Source organism: Paraburkholderia phymatum (genome assembly GCF_038900715.1).
GTDB classification, from domain to species: domain Bacteria; phylum Pseudomonadota; class Gammaproteobacteria; order Burkholderiales; family Burkholderiaceae; genus Paraburkholderia; species Paraburkholderia phymatum_A.
The window spans coordinates 26,199-43,487 of the sequence record NZ_JAYMRZ010000012.1 but is presented as its reverse complement, the minus strand read 5'-3'; the positions used below and the strand labels follow the sequence as shown (position 1 = coordinate 43,487).

8 protein-coding genes and 2 pseudogenes are annotated in these 17,289 nt (G+C 66.0%); 5 read left to right on the top strand and 5 right to left on the bottom strand.

All coding sequences use genetic code 11. From position 1 onward, the window contains the following. Positions 1-46: 46 nt before the first annotated feature. Entirely contained in the window at positions 47-307 is a 261-nt protein-coding gene (locus VSR68_RS21840) for a hypothetical protein (RefSeq protein WP_342941826.1), read from the top strand. A gap of 658 nt (positions 308-965) precedes the next feature. Here VSR68_RS21840 and VSR68_RS21835 read toward each other — a convergent pair. The 3 genes from VSR68_RS21835 to VSR68_RS21820 form a co-directional block, all read right to left on the bottom strand. Next, positions 966-2,162 (bottom strand): amidohydrolase family protein, encoded by a 1,197-nt coding sequence (locus VSR68_RS21835; protein ID WP_342941825.1) that lies wholly within the window; start codon positions 2,160-2,162, stop codon positions 966-968. Positions 2,163-2,320: 158 nt separating this feature from the next. Next, a complete protein-coding gene (locus VSR68_RS21830; protein ID WP_428983551.1) occupies positions 2,321-4,285 on the bottom strand; it encodes an MltA domain-containing protein in 1,965 nt (654 codons plus the stop codon). Between the two features lie 42 nt (positions 4,286-4,327). After that, on the bottom strand, positions 4,328-6,409 hold the full coding sequence (locus tag VSR68_RS21820; RefSeq protein ID WP_342941822.1) for a serine/threonine-protein kinase: 2,082 nt from the start codon (positions 6,407-6,409) through the stop codon (positions 4,328-4,330). A 330-nt stretch (positions 6,410-6,739) separates the two neighbouring features. Between VSR68_RS21820 and VSR68_RS21815 the strand changes: the two genes are divergently transcribed. The 4 genes and pseudogenes from VSR68_RS21815 to VSR68_RS42840 all read left to right on the top strand — a co-directional run. After that, on the top strand, positions 6,740-8,962 hold the full coding sequence (locus VSR68_RS21815; protein WP_342941821.1) for a CHAT domain-containing protein: 2,223 nt from the start codon (positions 6,740-6,742) through the stop codon (positions 8,960-8,962). A gap of 8 nt (positions 8,963-8,970) precedes the next feature. After that, positions 8,971-10,650 (top strand): ShlB/FhaC/HecB family hemolysin secretion/activation protein, encoded by a 1,680-nt coding sequence (locus VSR68_RS21810; RefSeq protein WP_342941820.1) that lies wholly within the window; start codon positions 8,971-8,973, stop codon positions 10,648-10,650. A 24-nt stretch (positions 10,651-10,674) separates the two neighbouring features. Then, positions 10,675-11,577, top strand: a pseudogene (locus VSR68_RS42845) (filamentous hemagglutinin N-terminal domain-containing protein); the annotation flags it as partial. A 3,633-nt stretch (positions 11,578-15,210) separates the two neighbouring features. After that, positions 15,211-15,693, top strand: a pseudogene (locus VSR68_RS42840) (MBG domain-containing protein); the annotation flags it as partial. 52 nt (positions 15,694-15,745) lie between these two features. Here VSR68_RS42840 and VSR68_RS21800 read toward each other — a convergent pair. Both VSR68_RS21800 and VSR68_RS21795 read right to left on the bottom strand, forming a co-directional pair. After that, positions 15,746-16,558: a PP2C family protein-serine/threonine phosphatase gene (locus tag VSR68_RS21800; protein ID WP_342941818.1), complete on the bottom strand. Its 813-nt coding sequence runs from the start codon at positions 16,556-16,558 to the stop codon at positions 15,746-15,748. Beyond that, positions 16,534-17,265 (bottom strand): hypothetical protein, encoded by a 732-nt coding sequence (locus VSR68_RS21795; RefSeq protein WP_342941817.1) that lies wholly within the window; start codon positions 17,263-17,265, stop codon positions 16,534-16,536. Before VSR68_RS21795 ends, VSR68_RS21800 begins: the two co-directional genes overlap by 25 nt. Between the last annotated feature and the right edge of the window lie 24 nt (positions 17,266-17,289).

Below are 17,289 nucleotides of genomic sequence, written 5' to 3'. Positions count from 1 at the left end.
ACGCTTGACCGACGTGGACACCGCCGAGAAACAGGTGCTCACGCGAATGGCTACCTCACGTACTCAACTGCTCGCCGCGCAAGCCGCAACGCGAAGTGGGGCGCCGGGACGCAAGCCGCCGCTTTTCTCTCGCGTGCAGGAACTGGTTGCAACCGCGCCGAATGTCACGCTACTCACGCTGATCGTTGTGAGTGCCGCGATCATCGGACCCCGCAGGATCACATCGCTCGTCGTGCGTAATGGACTCGCGGGTTGGATCGGAAAGTCGGTGCGGCGTCTTGCGGGGCAGCGTCGTATCGGACGTTAGCCGCGTACGCGCGTCGTCCTCGATCGAAGACTAATCGATGAGCGCGGCGCGGTTGCCGAGCGATGCGTGTCAGTCGTCGAGCGCTGCCGGTCGCGGTCGCTTTGCGTGCCCGGCGGCGTGGCGGGGCTTCGTGTCGGGCTTCGCGGTCGTCGTAGGCGACTCCGAAGGCCCGCGCGTCGGATTGCGCTGTTCATCGGGGCTGACGGGCACGTGTTCGGTATGGGTTCGCATGTCGTCGAGATGCTGCATGCCGCATCCCTCGACATTCCGCGAGGCAAACAGCAGCGCGTCAACACGCCGTGCGTGCTTGCGATCAAGGTCCGAAGAACGTGTCGCAGAAATGGCCCGGCACCTGGCATCCGGTGGCCTGAGACGCTGGCGGGACGGCGCTGGGCGGCATCGATGTCGAGCAGGCGGCCATCGCGAACAAGGCTGTCGCGCAGATGCCTGCGCGCACGCAAGCGCAAATGCTTGTGCTGCTGTTGCGTTGGCGTCGCGCCGTGCGATATGTCACGGCGCCGGTCGACAACGCCTGCTTGTGCAAAGACATAGTGGATGTGAAGGCCAGGTGTTTCGTAATCGCTTGCTGAAGCTCTCACATAGTTAGTTCGCGCGACGCGTCAAACGTTCAAACGCCGTATTCGAGAATCCGATTCGCTCACAGCGCATCGGTCAGCTCGCCATCGCGCGCGACGATGCGTCCGTTGGCGACAACGAGCTTGCGCTTCGGCCGGGACACCACCGCGTGCGCGACCGTTTCCGCGTCGACCAGCACGAGGTCCGCGCGCGCGCCGACGCGCAAGCCGTAGTCGGCGAAACCGCATCCTCGCGCGGCGGCATCGCTGACGCAGTCGAACGCGATCGCGAGGTGATCGTCGCGGCGCAAGTCGTAGCGCAGGCCGATCAGCATCGCGCGCTCGAGCATATCCGGCACGCCATACGGCGACCACGTGTCGCGTATGCCGTCGTTGCCGCCGAACATCGTGATGCCTTTGTCCCTGCATGTGATCAGCGGCGGGACGGGGCACGAAGCGGGCGCGCTCGTGACAATGGCCACGCGCAGATGAGCGATCCGTTCGAGCAGCGCGTCGCGTTCGCGCTCCGGCAACGCGCCAAGGCAAAACGCGTGGCTCACGACGACCTGTCCTTGCATGCCCATTGCCTCGACGCGATCGAGCAGCAGCTTCAGCGTAAATGCGCCGATTTCGCTGGGCTCGTGAAGGTGAATATCGATCGGCTTGCGATAGCGTTCGGCCAGCTCGAAAGTCGCGTTCAGCGATGCGACGGGATCGCCGTCGATCAACGCCGGATCGAGCGCGCCGAGCACATCGGCGCCTTCGGCGAGCGCGCTGCCGAGCAGTTCCGTCGTGCCCGCGCGGACCAGCATGCCCGACTGCGGAAACGCGACGATCTGCATGTCCAGCACGTCACGCATCGTCTGCCGCGTGCGGAGCACGCCTTCGAGGTAGCGCAGACCCGCATCGGTATCGACGTCGACGTGCGTGCGCAATCGCGTCGTCCCGGCCTGCACGAATGCGCGCGACAGCGCGAGCGACTGCGCGGCTGCATCGTGGCCTGACGTCTTGCGCCATTCGCGCTCGTTGTCGATACGGTCGATGAGCCGAGGCCCGACCTCGTTGCGATACCACGACCGGCCCCAGTTGCTCTTGTCGACGTGCGTATGCCCTTCGACGAAGCCTGGCAGCAGCAATGCGCCGCCGCCGTCTTCGACGGGCACGCCGGGTTGCGCAGCGGCTTGCGGTCCGAGCGCCACGATGCGGCCATCGGCAACCGATACGGAAACCCGTTGGCCATCGGCCAGCCGGACGTTGGAGAGATGAAGAGCGCGAGTCATGTTTGTCATGCCGGTTCGACCGATGTGGTAACGCGAGGATGCAGTGTGCCGTTTAGCGGCGCCGATCGCAATGAAGACTACCGCATTGGGGAACCGCTTGATGAGGCCTGTATCGATGGATGCGAAGCTGAAGAACGCATTTTTCACTGACGTCGCGCTCACGGCGTATCGTCGACGCACAAATCGGGATCGCTGACGAGGCAATCCGCATTCGATACCGCCGGCGCGCCGCCTCGCGTTTTCAGCGTCGCCTCCTGCGCGGCGATATGCAGCCCTTTCGGCAACAGCACCCACATACGAATGCGTTCTTTCGTCCGGCTCGCCTGCGCCTGTGCGCTCTGACCGAAGCCGTAGAAGTAGTCCGCTCGCACCGCGCCCTGGATCGCGCCGCCCGAGTCTTGCGCCATCATCAAGCGGTCGATGGCGCCGGGCGTCTGCGGGTCGTCCTGCGTCGACACGAACACAGGCGCGCCGAGCGGCGTCGTGCGTGGATCGACGGCGACCGAGCGGCCCGCCGACAGCGGCACACCGAGCGCGCCGAGCGGTCCGTCGGGCGAATCGGGGATGCGCCGGAAGAAGACATAGCTCGGGTCCGAGATCGCGAACACACGCTTGACGGATGCGCTTGCCGTGGATGCGCCCGCCGGTTGCGTCGATGCCGCCTTTGCTGCTCCCGTCGATGCCGTTTTTGCACCCGATGCCGCAGCATTACCCGCGTTCGAAGCCGAAGGACTGACCGCCGGCGTGACAGCGCCACCGCTTTGCGGCGTCGCCGCAGCGAGCTTGAAACCGCGCAGCAGCGGCGACACGGGTTCGTCGTCGTCCTGCGCGCGTGCCGATGTCGATGCCGAGGCCACGCCGCCCGCTGCATCGCCCGGTGTTTGCGCGTCAACGGTGCTGGTTGCGCCAGTCGACGTTTCATCGACGACCTCGATCTCCACATCCATTCCGCGCACGGTGATCCGCTGCCCACTGCCGCCGCCCGCGCGCGCGACAGGCGGCACGAACGGGCGGCCGTTCTGCTCGGCATAGGCGAAGCGGCGGACGGTGCCATCGGACATGCGCACTTTCCCCGCGCCTTGTACCTGCATCGAATAGAGCATCGCCGGGTCGTCGACGTACGCGAGAATCGGCGCCTTCAGCGCGCCGCGCTCGATCTCGGCGCGCGTGTAGTACGGCACGATGCGCTCGCGATCGAGCCGCAGACGGATCTTCTTGTCGCGTATGTCGGGCACGCTGTCGCGCAGATCGAGCACGTAGACACCCTTGATGCTGCCCGCCGCGCCATCGGTGACGGGAACGACCGTGCGCCCTTCGATGCGAGCCGCGCTCACGGCCCCGCGTGCGCGCTCCGGCAGGCGTCGCGCGTCGAGATACAGCATGTCGTCGGGCGTGCCGTAGACCGGGTAGACAAACGCGCCGCCGTATTGCGGGCTGCCGTTCAACAGCGGCTCGTAGTAGCCGGTCAGCGTGCCTTCGCCGCTCTTGTCGATATTGCGGATCTGATACGCGTTGAAGTACGTCTCGAAGAACATCCGGATCGCGGCGACGTTGCGCGCATCCACCGAACGCGACGCGATGCACGCAGCCGACCATCCGGCGCGCGAGCCGAGCACCGCGCAACTGCGCTTGAACGCATCCCACGAATTGCCGAGATTGTCGGTGCTCCAGCCGGGCAAGTCGGCGAAACGGGTCGGCGCATAGTAAGCGTGGCGCGTGGAGAAGGCGGCGCTCGTGCTCGCGTTTGCGTTCGCGACTGTTGCGGACGTCGCGGGTGTGGTTGGCATCGCGCCCGAGGCGGCTGGCGCTGGAACGCCCGCCTGCGGCGTCGCATCGGGCTTCGTCGAAGGCGCGCTCGCGGCAGGCAAGGGCGACGAGGCCTCGGCCGATGGCTGAGCCGAAGATTGAGCCGAAGACTGGGACAATGACTCAGCCGATGACTGCGGCAATGACTGAGCCGAAGATTGAGACAATGACTTAGCCGATGACTGCGGCAATGACTGAGCCGAAGATTGCGCCGATGGCTGCGCCTCAGCGCCGAACGTCATCGTCGTGGCCGGCTGGTTGCTCGCGCAACCGGCGCATATCGCTGCCACACCGAGCATCGCATACAGGCTCTGCATGCCAACTCCTTGCCGCGCGCTCGCGGACGTTCGCATCGTCCGCTACGTCGACGGGCCGACGACGTCGATCGTGAAAGTTGTTGCGCCGAATGTATCTGTGCAATCGGTGGCTCCGGCCTTGCAACGCGCCTGACCGGCGAACGGCGAGTAGCTTGCGGTGCGGCGCACGGCTGCCGCGCGCTGCGCCTGCTCGGGAAACTCGGCGAAGACGGATTCGCCATGCAGGCCGCCGTCGGAGAAGTCTCGCTGCGTCGGCGACACCAGCACGAGAAAGCGATTCGGGCCCGCCGGCGCGCCCGCCGTCATCGGCCAACTCGCGCGCGGCAGTGAGATCGCCTGGCCGGCCGCGATCGTGTTGTTCTTGTCGAGTCCGTTCGGAAACAGCATCAGATATTGCCCGGCCGGGTCGACCATGAACACGTACACATAGCCCGCCCGGCTGCTGCTGATCCTGAATTGCAGACGATCCTTGTTGATCCGCGCGGTGTTGCTGCGCGAGGTCGCCGTGACGCGAATCGACGGATCGGAAAGCGCGGCGATCCGTTCGAGTTCGCCGCCTGGCGTATAAGGCGGAAGCGGGACTGCCGCGGCGCGGGTCGTGTTTGGCGCTGCATTGGCGCTTGCGCTCGCACTTACGCTCGCGGCCGCGCTCGATGCCGATGCTGGCGCAGTCGTGCTGGACGCTGCTCGTGTTTGTGTTGGTGTCGCCACCGTGGGCGCCGCCTGACTGCTGCTTGCCGAACGAGCGATGTCGGTACGGCCTGTCGAACCGGCAGCAGCAGCGGTGGAACTGGCAACGCCAGAAGGTGTCGTCGGTGGTGCGGGACGCATCGCGTACCAGCCGCCGAACGCTGCAAGCCCGACAACCGCAACTGCGCCAACCGCTATCGCCGCAGAACGCCCGCGCTTCGAATGCGGTTGAGCGTCATCTGCTGGGCGTGCTGAAGCAGGCGAACCAGAGGCTCGCGAATCCGCTCGAACGTTCGCGTCCGGACGGGCCACGGCAGCCGCGCCTGCGTCGCGAGACTCGACAGCGCCAATCGAAGCAGCCGCAGCGACACGCGACGCAGCCGACGCAAGCGCATCGTCGTGCGAGTCGTGCTCGCCGCCCAGTGCGAGGCGCAATCCCGTCGCGAACGTCTGCACGCTCTGCGGCCGCTCTTCGGGCCGCACCGCGAGCGCGTGATCGATCGTCTGCGCGAATGCGGGCGAATAACGGTTCGCGGCAAGCGTCGCGAGCGGCACATAGCTGTCGCTCATCATGCGGCCCACGGAAGGCGGTGGCGTCTTGCCCACGATCGCGAAGTAGACGACGGCCGCGAGCGCGTAGATGTCCGTCCACGGCCCCTGCTTGAGCGTTGGGACTTCCGCATACTGTTCGACGGGCGCGTAACCGGGTTTCAGGATCACGGTCAGCGCCTGCGTCATGTCGCCGATCACGCGTCTTGCCGCGCCGAAGTCGAGCAGCAGCGGCCGGCCGCTGCCCTTGAGCAGCAGGATATTGTCGGGCGCGATGTCGCGGTGGTAGCACTGCGCGGCGTGCATCACGCCGAGCGCGCTGAGAAGCGGCGTCAGCAGCGCGCGCAGCCATGCTTCGTCGGGCGGCGAACTCATCGCGCGAAGCGTGTCCCGCAGGGTCACGCCTTCGTAATACGGCATCACCATGTAAGCGGTGCCGTTCGCTTCCCAAAACCGGTAAACCTTGACGAGCGAATGATGATCGAACTGCGCGAGCAGTCGCGCTTCGTTGACGAAGCTCTTCAGGCCCGCACGAAACGTTTCTTCGTGACGTTCCGAGCGCACCGTGACTTCGGCGTTGTTGCCGCGCGAGGCGAGTGCCGCGGGCATGTATTCCTTGAGCGCGACATTGCGGCCCAGTTGCGTGTCGTAAGCGAGGTAGACGATGCCGAAGCCGCCTTCGCCGATCAATCCCTTGATCTCGAACTCGGCGACGCGCGTGCCGATCGCCAATGCGTGATGCGAGTCGATGCTCGCGGCCGATGACGTCGCAGGACGGCTGTCGGAAGCGGGCGCTTGCGACACGATTACCGTCTTGTCGTCGGGACTTGTCATCGGGTCGTGATGCTCATGTGAGTCCAGCCGCGCGGCGCTGCGAACACGCATGCGCCATCCTCACGCACACGCGCGTGTACTTACAAGACGAATGACATGACGGATTTTGAAGGCGGCTGATGAAGCCTCTTTGTCGAGGCCGCGTTGTATCGCGCGATGCCGCCGTGCTTCTTGCGCGCCGGCGGCTTTCAAAATAGCGCCGCATGATTCGTCTAGTTCTGTGTAGTTCGAGGTGTGCGCGGCGCTCGCGTTGCATGCCTGCGCTCTCAGTCACAACGGCTCTCCAGTCAGTCGCGTCCCAGGACCGTCCCGTAGGAAGGCGATGTGAACGAACTCAGAAGAATCCGGCGATCCTGGAGGGCGTGCGACGCCGGGCGAGCGGTGCCGCGCGTCGCTGTGCGCACGGATAGGTCCGATGCGAAGCGTCGCATCGCGCGCTCGCGTGTCGCAGGGTTGAGCGTGTGCATTGCTGCGCTCGCCGTCGTTGTGACGCTCGTCTTGAGCGCGCCTGCATGCGCCGCCGACGCCAACACCAACACATCTCCCAACTCCGCTGCACCGGGCCTCGCGCCCGAATCATCCGGCTTTCGCCAGGCCGCCGAGCGCGAACGCGACGCCGAAACACTGCAGACGTTGACGGCCGAAGGGCGCTTGCTGCTGTCGCGCGATCACGTCACGCTGCCTGCCTACGACTATTGCAGCATGGCGGTGTCGGCGGCAGAGCGCGGCGACTTCCGCGACAGCGTCGAAGCGGCCGCCCGCGCGCTGGTGATGGCGCAGCGCACCGACAACGCCGATCTTGCCGCGCTCTCGAAGCGCGATCTCGCCATCGCCTACAGCTACGCGGGCGATCTCGCCGACGCCGAAAAATACGCACAGGAAGCGCTCGCATCGACGCCCAAAGCACCCGAGCAGGTGTTCGCGCCCGCGAACAAGGTACTCGGCGATGTCGCGCTGCGGCGCGGCCATCCGCAGGATGCGCTGGCGGCGTACAACCGCGCGCTGGAAACGGCGTCGCCGCGCTACCGGCCGCTCGTGCTGCTGTCGATCACGAATGCGCAGATCGCGGCTGGGGATACGGCGGGCGCGCGCACGACATTCGATGCCGCGAGTCCTCCGCCGACAGCCGAACTCGCGCCAGCGTACCGTCGTATCGAAGGCAATCTGCTGCTGGCCGAAGGCAAGCCGGAAGACGCGCGCAATGCGTTCAACGCGCTCCTGAAGGAGAGCAGTTCGGGCGATGCGAACTACGACCGGCTGTGGGCGCACGAGGGTATCGGCCGCGCCGATCTCGTGCTCGGCGACAAGGGCAGGGCGCGCGAAGCGTATCTGCTCGCCGTCGACGATTCGGAAAAGATCCGCGCGCGTTTTCGCAGCGACGAGTTCAAGACGGGACTCTTCGGCGACACGCAGTCGGTATTCGAAAAGGCGATCGCGCTGACCGTCGAGGTCGGCGACTATGCATCGGCATGGAGCCTGTCCGAGCGCAGCCGCGCGCGCGCGCTGCTGGACGTCGTGCGCAACCGCGTCGACGCGGGCGTCGACGACCGTCAGCTGAACGGCGACGTGCCGGGCCTCGACGTCGTGCGCAACGCGCTGAAGCCGAACGAGGCGATCGTCGAATATCACAGCCTCGACAAGGCTATCGTCGTCTGGGTGATCCGCAACGAAGGGCTCAAGGGCTACACGCTGCCGATCGCGCGCGCCGACATGGATGCCGCCGTCACCGACATCCGCAACGCGATCGTGCGCCGACGGCCAGCCGCGATCACATATGGCGACAAGCTCTATGCGCTGCTGATCGCGCCACTCGGGCTGCGCGACAACGATCGGCTGATCATCGTGCCGCACGGCGCGCTTCACTATCTGCCGTTTCAGGCGCTGCACAGCGCCGATGGCTTTCTGATCCAGCGCCATTCCATCGCACTCGAACCGTCGGCGAGCGTCGCGGTGCAACTCGAAGCACGCGAGCGGCAAGTGGCGAGCAACCTTGTCGCGTTCGGCAATCCGACGATCGCGCCCGCGTATGCGCTGCCGGGCGCCGAAGCCGAAGTGCGCGGCATCGCGCCGCTCTTCGCGCGCAACGAAGTGTTCCTGCAAGCAAGCGCGACGCGCGTGAGCTTTCGCGACAATGCGCCCGCAGGCCGCGTTCTGCATGTGGCCACGCACGCCGAGGCGGACACGATCGACCCGCTGCATTCGCGCATCCTGCTCGCGCCCGCGACGCAGCCCGCCGATGGTCCCGATTCGCTGCTCGCGAAGGACATCTACAACCTGAAGCTCAACAACGTATCGCTCGTCACGCTGTCGGCGTGCGAGACGGGACTCGGCCGGATCGCGCGCGGCGACGAAATACTCGGCTTCACGCGCGCGTTCTTCTATGCGGGCGCGAGCAGCCTGATCGTGTCGATGTGGCCCGTGGCCGACGAATCGAGCGCGCTGACGATGCGCACCTTCTACTCGCAACTCGCTGACGGCCACGAGGCGATCGACGCGATGCGGACCGCGCAACTCACGGTCATGCAGAATCCGCGCTTTGCGCATCCGTTCTTTTGGGCACCGTTCGACCTGATGGGAGGTTGGCGCCTGAGCATCGCGCGCTAAGAACAAGAATGAAGACACCACTTCGACTGATCGCCGCGGCATTGACTTGCAGCGGAACATTCGCGTGGGGCCAGACGCTGCCGAACGCGGGCAGCATTCTCCAGCAGACCGCGCCGCGCGAGACGCGCCCAGCGCCGCCGGGCGGCGGCGAGGCGCTGCCCGCCGTGCCGCCGGCGACGCCGCCTCCCGTCGCGGCGCCCGGTCCGACGTTCACGCTCAAGGGCATCACGTTCAAGGGCAACGATACGATCCCCTCCGACGCGTTGCTTGCGCCCGTGCGCGACCAGATCGGCAAGCAGATCGGCTTCGCGGATCTGGAAGCAATCGCGGCCAAGGTCACGCAGCTGTATCGCGCGCGCGGCTACCTGCTGGCGCAGGTCGTGATTCCGCAGCAGGACGTGAGCGCGGGGACCGTCGAGTTCACCGTGCTCGAAGGGCGCGTGGGCCACGTGCGGCTCGATATCGCGGCAGGCACGCCCGTCCGCGAAAACCTGATACGCGAGCGCGTCGCGCAGATTCCTGTCGGCAAGCCTTTGCAGCAGCACGATATCGAACGCACGATGCTGTTGCTGTCCGACTTGCCGGGCATCCAGGTGACGTCGGCAATCGAGACAGGCGAAGAGCCGGGCACCGTCGACCTGAGCATCAGCGTCTCGCCCGCCAAACGCTGGACCTTCGCCGTCGACGTCGACAACTACGGCGCGCCGGAAAGCGGAACCTGGCGCCTGGGCGCATTGGCTCGGCTCAACTCGCCTTTCATGATCGGCGACAACCTGGACTTGCGCCTGCTCGGCAGCGAACGGCTCGATACCGTCTATGGCCGCGTCGGCTACGAGGCGCCCGTCAATGCGTATGGCACGCGCGTCGGCGTCGCCGTGTCGCGGCTCAACTATGCGCTCGGCAAGGAGTTCGCGTCGCTCGACGCACAGGGCGAGGCGACTGTCGTCGACCTGACGCTCACGCATCCGCTCGTGCGCACGCGCAGCCAGAACCTGCTCGCGCGCGTCAACCTGGAGTATCGCGATCTGATCGACAACGTGGGCGTCGTCGATTCGCACAATCCGCGTTCGCTGATCGAAGGCAGCGTCGGCCTGAGCTACGAAAGCCGCGATACGTTGCTCGGCGGCGGCTTCAATAGCGCGGACGTCGAGCTGCTGATCGGCAGCGTTCACTTCAGGAACGCGCAGGCCGAGGCAATCGATGCGTCGGCGTTCGGCCGCAACACGCAAGGCAACGAAATGCGCGCGACCTTCTTTGCGAACCGGCTGAATGCGGTGACGGAGCGCGTCAGCATGTTCGCGGGCATTTCCGGCCAGTGGGCGGCCACGACGCTCGACAACTCGTCGCGCTTCCTGCTCGGCGGGCCGCACGCGGTGCGCGCCTATTCGCCGTCCGAGGCGCTCGTCGACGAAGGGTTCGTCGCGACCGTCGAAGGGCGTTACGCGGTCACGTCGAAAGCGACGGTGTTCGGCTTCTTCGATTTCGGCACCGGCTGGTACAACGCGAACACGCGGCCCAACCAGGGGACGAACGTGATCACGAGAAGCGGTGTGGGCCTCGGCGCGTTCTGGTCGGCGCCGGGCGGCATCGCTTTGCAGGGCACCGTCGCGTGGCGCACGACGGGCTCCGACACGACGGGCAACGACAAGGTGCCGCGCTTTTATGTGCAGTTGACGAAGACGTTCTAGTGGGCCATCGGCCTGAGGTGTGCGATGAACAAGCCCTGTAGTGTGCGATCCGATATGCGGCCGGGTGTGCGTCCGGGCATGGGTCGAGGTATGGGGCCGGGTGTGCGTTCGCTACGCGCCGGCACGATCGCCAGCGCGGTGACTGCGGTGTTCGCGGCGTCATGCGGGCCGGCGGCGCTCGCGAATCCGACGGGTGCGCAAGTGGTGTCGGGAACGGTGAGCGTCGCGGCCCCCAGCGCGGGGCAGATGAACATCACGCAATCGTCGCCGAAGGCGATCGTCAACTGGAACACGTTTTCGATCGGCGCAAGCGAGGGCGTGAAGATCGTGCAGCCGTCGGCGAGCGCGGCCTTGCTCAACCGCGTGATGGGCAACGATCCGAGCGTGATCGCGGGACGCCTGCAGGCAAACGGCAAAGTATTCCTCGTCAATCCCGCCGGCGTGATCTTCGCGCCCGGCTCGTCGGTGAACGTCGGCTCGCTGGTCGCGTCGACGCTCAACATCTCGAACGCCGATTTCCTCGCGGGCAACTACCGGTTTGTCGGCGCATCGGCGGCGCCCGTCAGCAACGCCGGCGCGCTCACGGCGGGATCGGGCGGCACGATCGCGCTGCTCGGCGGGACCGTCAGCAATACGGGCACGGTCAGCGCGCGTCTCGGCACGGTTGCGCTCGGCGCGGGCAGCGACATCACCGTGGACTTCGCCGGCGACGGCTTGACCACGCTGAAGATCAACGCAGGCGCGGCGCGTGCGCTGATCGGCAACACCGGGACGCTCGCGGCCGACGGCGGCACGGTGATCATGAGCGCGCAGACAGCCGATGCGCTTGCGGGCACCGTGATCAACCAGCAGGGAATCGTGCGCGCGCAGAGCCTCGCCGAGCGCAACGGGCACATCGTGCTGGACGGCGGCGCGAACGGCGTCGTGATGGCGGGCGGGACGCTCGATGCGACGGGCGGCGCGGGCCTGACGGGTGGACGCGTGGACATCACGGGTTATGACGTCGCGCTGTCCGACGGCGCGCATGTCGATGCAAGCGGCGCGGCGGGCGGCGATGCCGACATTCGCAACGCGAACGCGATCTGGATGTCGCCGGGCGCGAGCATTCACGCCGACGCATCGCAGAGCGGCAACGGCGGCCATGTCGTCGCGTACAGCGCGACGGCAAGCCGCATATACGGCACGTTATCGGCGAAGGGCGGCGCACAGGGCGGCAACGGCGGATTGATCGAGACCTCGGGCCATTATCTCGACACGGCCGGTGCGAAGATCGACGCGTCGGCTGTCAAAGGGCGGGCCGGGACGTGGCTGCTCGATCCGTTCGATGTCTTCATCGAGCCGGACCCGACCGCACTTGCTGCTATCACGGCGGCTGCCGCACCAGCGGCGCCGAACAGCACGACGACGTTCGCGGCAACGACCAACAGCAGCGTCGTGTTCCGTTCCGACATCGAAACGCCGCTTGGCAACGGCACCTCGGTGACGATCACGACGGGCGCGGCCGGCGAGCAGGCAGGCAATATTTCCATCGAGACGCCGATCACGAAGATCGCGCTGTCGCCGGCAGGCAACAACGCAACGACGCTCACCTTCAGCGCGGCCGGCTCGATCACGAATGACGGCCAGAGCATCACGTCGCAGGCAGGCCCGCTCAATCTCGTGTTCGACGCGAACGTGGGCGGCGCGACGCCCGCAAATACGGTGAGGCTCAGCAACGTCGCAATCGATACCAACGGCGGATCGTTGACGATCGGCGACGCCGGCCAGAGCGCGGTGATCATCAACAACAACTCGACGGTGCATACGGAAGCGGGCGCGATCAATATCGCCGGCGCGGCGGGATCGGGATTCCACGGCATCGCGATCGGCTATTCGCTGCTCGCCACGACGAGCGGCAACGTGACGCTCGCCGGTTCGAGCCCGTTCGGCAACGGCATCGACATGCAGCAGAGCGCGATCGAGACCGCGAGCGGCGCGATTTCGCTCAGCGGCAGCGGCAGCGCGGGCCTGTTCGGCGGCAGTGCTTCCGGCGTGAACATCTCCGGCGGGCCCTACGCGCAACTGAATCCGGACGAATCGACGACGCTGGTTCCGAACATCGACGTGACGGGCAGCGGCACGGTCACGATCAATGGCGTCATCACGGGCAGCACGAGCGGCTCCGGCGTGAATCTCAACAATGCGCAACTCGCTGCGACGACAGGCAATGTCGCGTTGACGGGCTCCGCGGACATCACCAATCAGGGCGCGGGCGTGACGCTGCAAAACGCGACGATCGGCACGACGGGCGGACGCGTATCGATCACGGGCTCGGCGTCGGCCAGTCAGGCGGTCGCGATCGGCTACGGGGCGACGGGTCTCGCATCGGGTGTCGCGCTCGGCTATGCGCTCGTCAGCACGGGCGACGGCAACATCAGCGTGACGGGCTCGTCGAGCCTGAGCGGCTTGTCGACGTTGGGAGGCGTGGGCGTCGACATCGAGCAAAGCGCGCTGCGGACGACGGGGCAAGGCTCGATTGCCGTGACGGGCGCTGCGGGCAGTACGGCCACCGGACCGGCGACGGGCGTGATCGTCAGTGGCAATTTCACGAACCAGGCTCCGCTGGGCACCACGCCCGCCTTGTCGGCGACAGGCGTGGGCGCGATTTCCGTCAACGGCAGCGCGCAAGCGATGACGGGCACCGGCCTCAGCGTGAACAACGCGAGGCTCACGGCCGCGTCGGGCGCGATCGGCATGACGGGCACGTCGACGGTCGGCAACACCGGCGACGGCGCCGACTTCACGAACACGCTGATCAGCGCGGGCGCCGGCAATGTGTCGATCAGCGGAACCACGAATGTCACGCTGGGCGGCTCGGGCGTCGTGCTCGACGATACATCGATGAGCACGACGAGCGGCAACGTGTCGGTGAACGGCACGGTCAACGGCGCGACGGCATTCGGCACGGGCGTCGGCACGTTCGGCGCATTCCTCGTCACGAACGCCGACAACACTGTCACGCAGTTGCCGCTGATCGTCACCGGCAGCGGCAACATCGTCGTGGTAGGCAGCACGCCTGCGACGACATCGGGCAGCGTCGCGTTCGACCTCAACAACGGATCGATATCGTCGACGAGCGGCGCGATCTCGCTGTCGGGCAGGACCACGGGCACGCCCGCGACGAACCTCACGTCCACGGGCGTGGTGCTCGAAAGCCTGACTGAATCGGCTGTGCCGACGCCTTCGACGGTCACGACGGGCAGCGGCCAGTTGAGCATCGACGGCAGTGGCTCCGGCGCGAATGCGCAAGGCGTGCTGATCGCCGACGGCACGCAGATCGCGTCGAACAACGGCGGCGCGATCGATATCCGTGGCGTCGTGACCAGCCCGACGACGAGCGCGAACGGCGGCAACGTGCAGTTCGACTACGGCACGCTGATCCTGAACGGCAGCGTGACTTCGACGAAGCCTGGCAGCACGATCTCGCTCGCCGGCTCGACCAACACGTCGGATGCGGGTCTCGCGTTCGGCGCGGTGCCGATGCCGCCATTCATGGGTTCGTTGGAGGCCTCGAGTTTCTTCCACGCGGCGGGCCCTGTGTCGATCAACGGCGCGCCGAACGGATCGGTCGTGCTGCGCGCGGCGAACGACAACACGTCGCAAAGCATCTTGAGCCGCAGCGCGAGCATCGCGGGCGGCGGGGGCGTGCTTTCGATACTGCCCGCCAGCGTCAATCCTTCGACGTTCGCGTTCACGCCGCAGGACGCGACGCCGATTACGCTATTCGGCACGAGCGGCGGGATGAGCATCGACGCGCAGACGTTCGCGAGCTTCACGAACTTCCAGACGCTCACGCTCGGCTCGGATACGCAGACGGGTCGCATCACCGTGAACGGTGTGTGCGCCTCCGCGAGCGGCGCTTGCCAGCTCGTGAAGCCCGGTCTGAACATGAACCTCGCGTTGTCGAATCCGGGTGCGGGCAGTCAGGGCATTCAACTGCCGTTCGGATTGTCGCTTGGCGCCGGACATACGCTGTCGTTGGTGTCGGCGGGCGCCGTGAGCGATCCGGGCGGCATCCAGGCAGCGAACCTGCTGTTGTCGGGGCCCGGTTCGTTCACGCTGACCGATCCGCAAAACGACGTCGGGGTGCTCGCGCTCGTCAACGCGGGCAACGTGAACTTCGTCGATTCGCACGGCTTCGCTATCGGGCCCGTCACAAGTCAGACATACAATGCGACTGCGGGCGCGTTGACCACGATCGACGGCACCCATTCGACGCTTACAGGAAACCTGGTCGCGCAGGCCGCGACGGGCAACGTTGCGCTCAATACGAGTGTGACGTCGGGCGGCACCGTCGATCTCGTGATGGAGAACGGCGTCTTCACGGCAGGCAACCCGGGCGCGCTGAGCGCCACGAACGGATGGCGGATCTGGGCCGCCACGTGGAACCAGGAAGTGCGGGGCAACGTGCAGCCGAATACCGCGCAGCCCAACTTCTATGGATGCCTCTTCGGCGCCGGATGCAGCTGGGGCGGCAGCGTGCCCGTGACGGGCAATCACTACGTCTATGCCGCGCGGCCCACTGTGACCGTCACCGCGAATGGCGCGACGCGCATCGCCGGCGCGCCCAATCCGGCGTTCACGTTCACGGCGAGCGGACTCATCAACGGCGACACGGCGGCAGGCGCGCTGACGGGTTCACTGACGACGCCCGCGAAGCAGAACTCGCTGCCGGGCCAATATCCGATCGATCCGAACTTCATGTCGAACGTCGGTTATGTCGTGAACGAAGTGCCCGCGACGCTGACCGTGATCACGCCGCTGAATCCCGTCGCGCAAGCGGGTTTGCAGTCGTTCTTCAGCAACGAGGAGCAAACCTTCGTCTATGAAAACAATCTGCAAGGTACGAATATCTGCATCGGTTCGAATCAGCCGCTCTTTACGACGGCAGCACCCGGCGACAATCAGGACATACTCGCCGTCGAATGGAAGCGCGTGCGCTCGCAGCCCAATCTGAACAGTTGCATGTTGTTGAACAGTCCGCATGGGTGCGGCGATTTCTAGCAACGCTCGGCGCGGTCGGCGCAGCGATCGACTGCACGCGCGATGTGCACTGTCATGAAGGCGCGCGGCTCGTCCGCAATACGGTTGCCTGCGGGTCTTCCGCGCCGACTTCCGCGTCGACGATCCATACCGCCATTGCGCTGAGATTGTCCCGGCTCGCATCCGCCGAAGCGCGCACTTGCGCGGCGAGTGCTTCGAGCCAGGCGTCCGGCGTCGCGGCGTTGTGCAGCGCTGCGCACATGTCGGTTTCGTCGACGTATTCCCACAACCCATCGCTGCACAGCAGGAATGCATCGCGATCGAGCAGACGGAAGGTGCCGGGGGAACCCGTGATGTGCAGATCGACGCGCGTGCCGAGCGCCGCGAGCAGCACGTTGCGACGCGGGTGATGACGCGCTGCATCGGGGGACAGCAGGCGCGCGTCGACCATTTCCTGAACCATGCTGTGATCGCGCGTCTGCGCGCAGACGTTGCCGCCGCGAAAGCAATAGAGACGCGAATCGCCGCAATGCGCCCATGCCGCCGTGTGCTGCTCGCAGTCGATCGCGAGGACCACGGCCGTCGAGCGCATGTCCTTGAGCGTGGCGCCGCCGCTCGTCTGCTCTTCGACGATGTTGTCGTTCGCGTGAGCAAGCGCGCTCGCGAGACGCTGGCCCGTCGGCGGCAACTCGCCGACGGTCAGATAGCGCAGATCCGCAAGCACCGAATCGACGACGATCGCCGATGCCGTATCGCCGCCGCCATGTCCGCCCGCGCCATCCGCAAGCACGCAGTAATAAAGGCGCTCGCTCGACCAGTCGCCGAGCGAGTCTTCGTTGCGTTGCCGGCCGCCGCGGTCCGTCAGGCTTGCTGTGGCAAGTCGCACAGGAAGCCTCGCTCAGGGGCGGGCTCGGCCGCTGGCGCGCGCGACTGCTCGGCGAGGATGCCCAGCACCAGCAGGATCGCGATCCTGTTCTCCGCGACGATGTCGATGCCGAGCGTCTTCGCGATCCACCGACCGATGCTCGTCGCGGCGAAATCGGTTGGCAGCGAGCCTTTCTTCAGCGTGACGCCGAGCTTGCGGGCGCGATAGTGATACGACGCGATCCGGTAGCGCGTGGCGATTTCCGCCAGGCCGCCTTTTTCGTTCGAGAGCCAGCCGAGGCTGCCCGCAAGCAGCAACTGGTCGACTTTGTCGAGCCCCGCGATGAAGCGCCCTGCCGATTCCCGCACAATGCGCTCGTCGAGTCCGTGTTGCAGCAACACCGAGCCGACAGGGTCGCTTTGCACGGCTGCCTGTTGCTCGATCTCGGCCAATACGTCTTCGTTGTCGAACATGACGTTGCGCTGATGACCGGCATTGCGCAGGCAATCGATCAGATAACGACGGAAGTATGCGCACACCGCGTGACCATTAGAAGGCGCGCTATGCAGTGGGAACGCTTCCGGGTGCGCATGTGCTGCTTCGAGACGGAAAACCTTGAAATAAATGAACTGCGAGATCAACTCTTCCTTGTCTTCGCCTAGCGCCTGTAATTCGAATGGGTAATACGTCTGAAGTGCGCGGCGAACGATCAAATACATTGAAGCCATTTCGTCATGATTCAGACATGTACG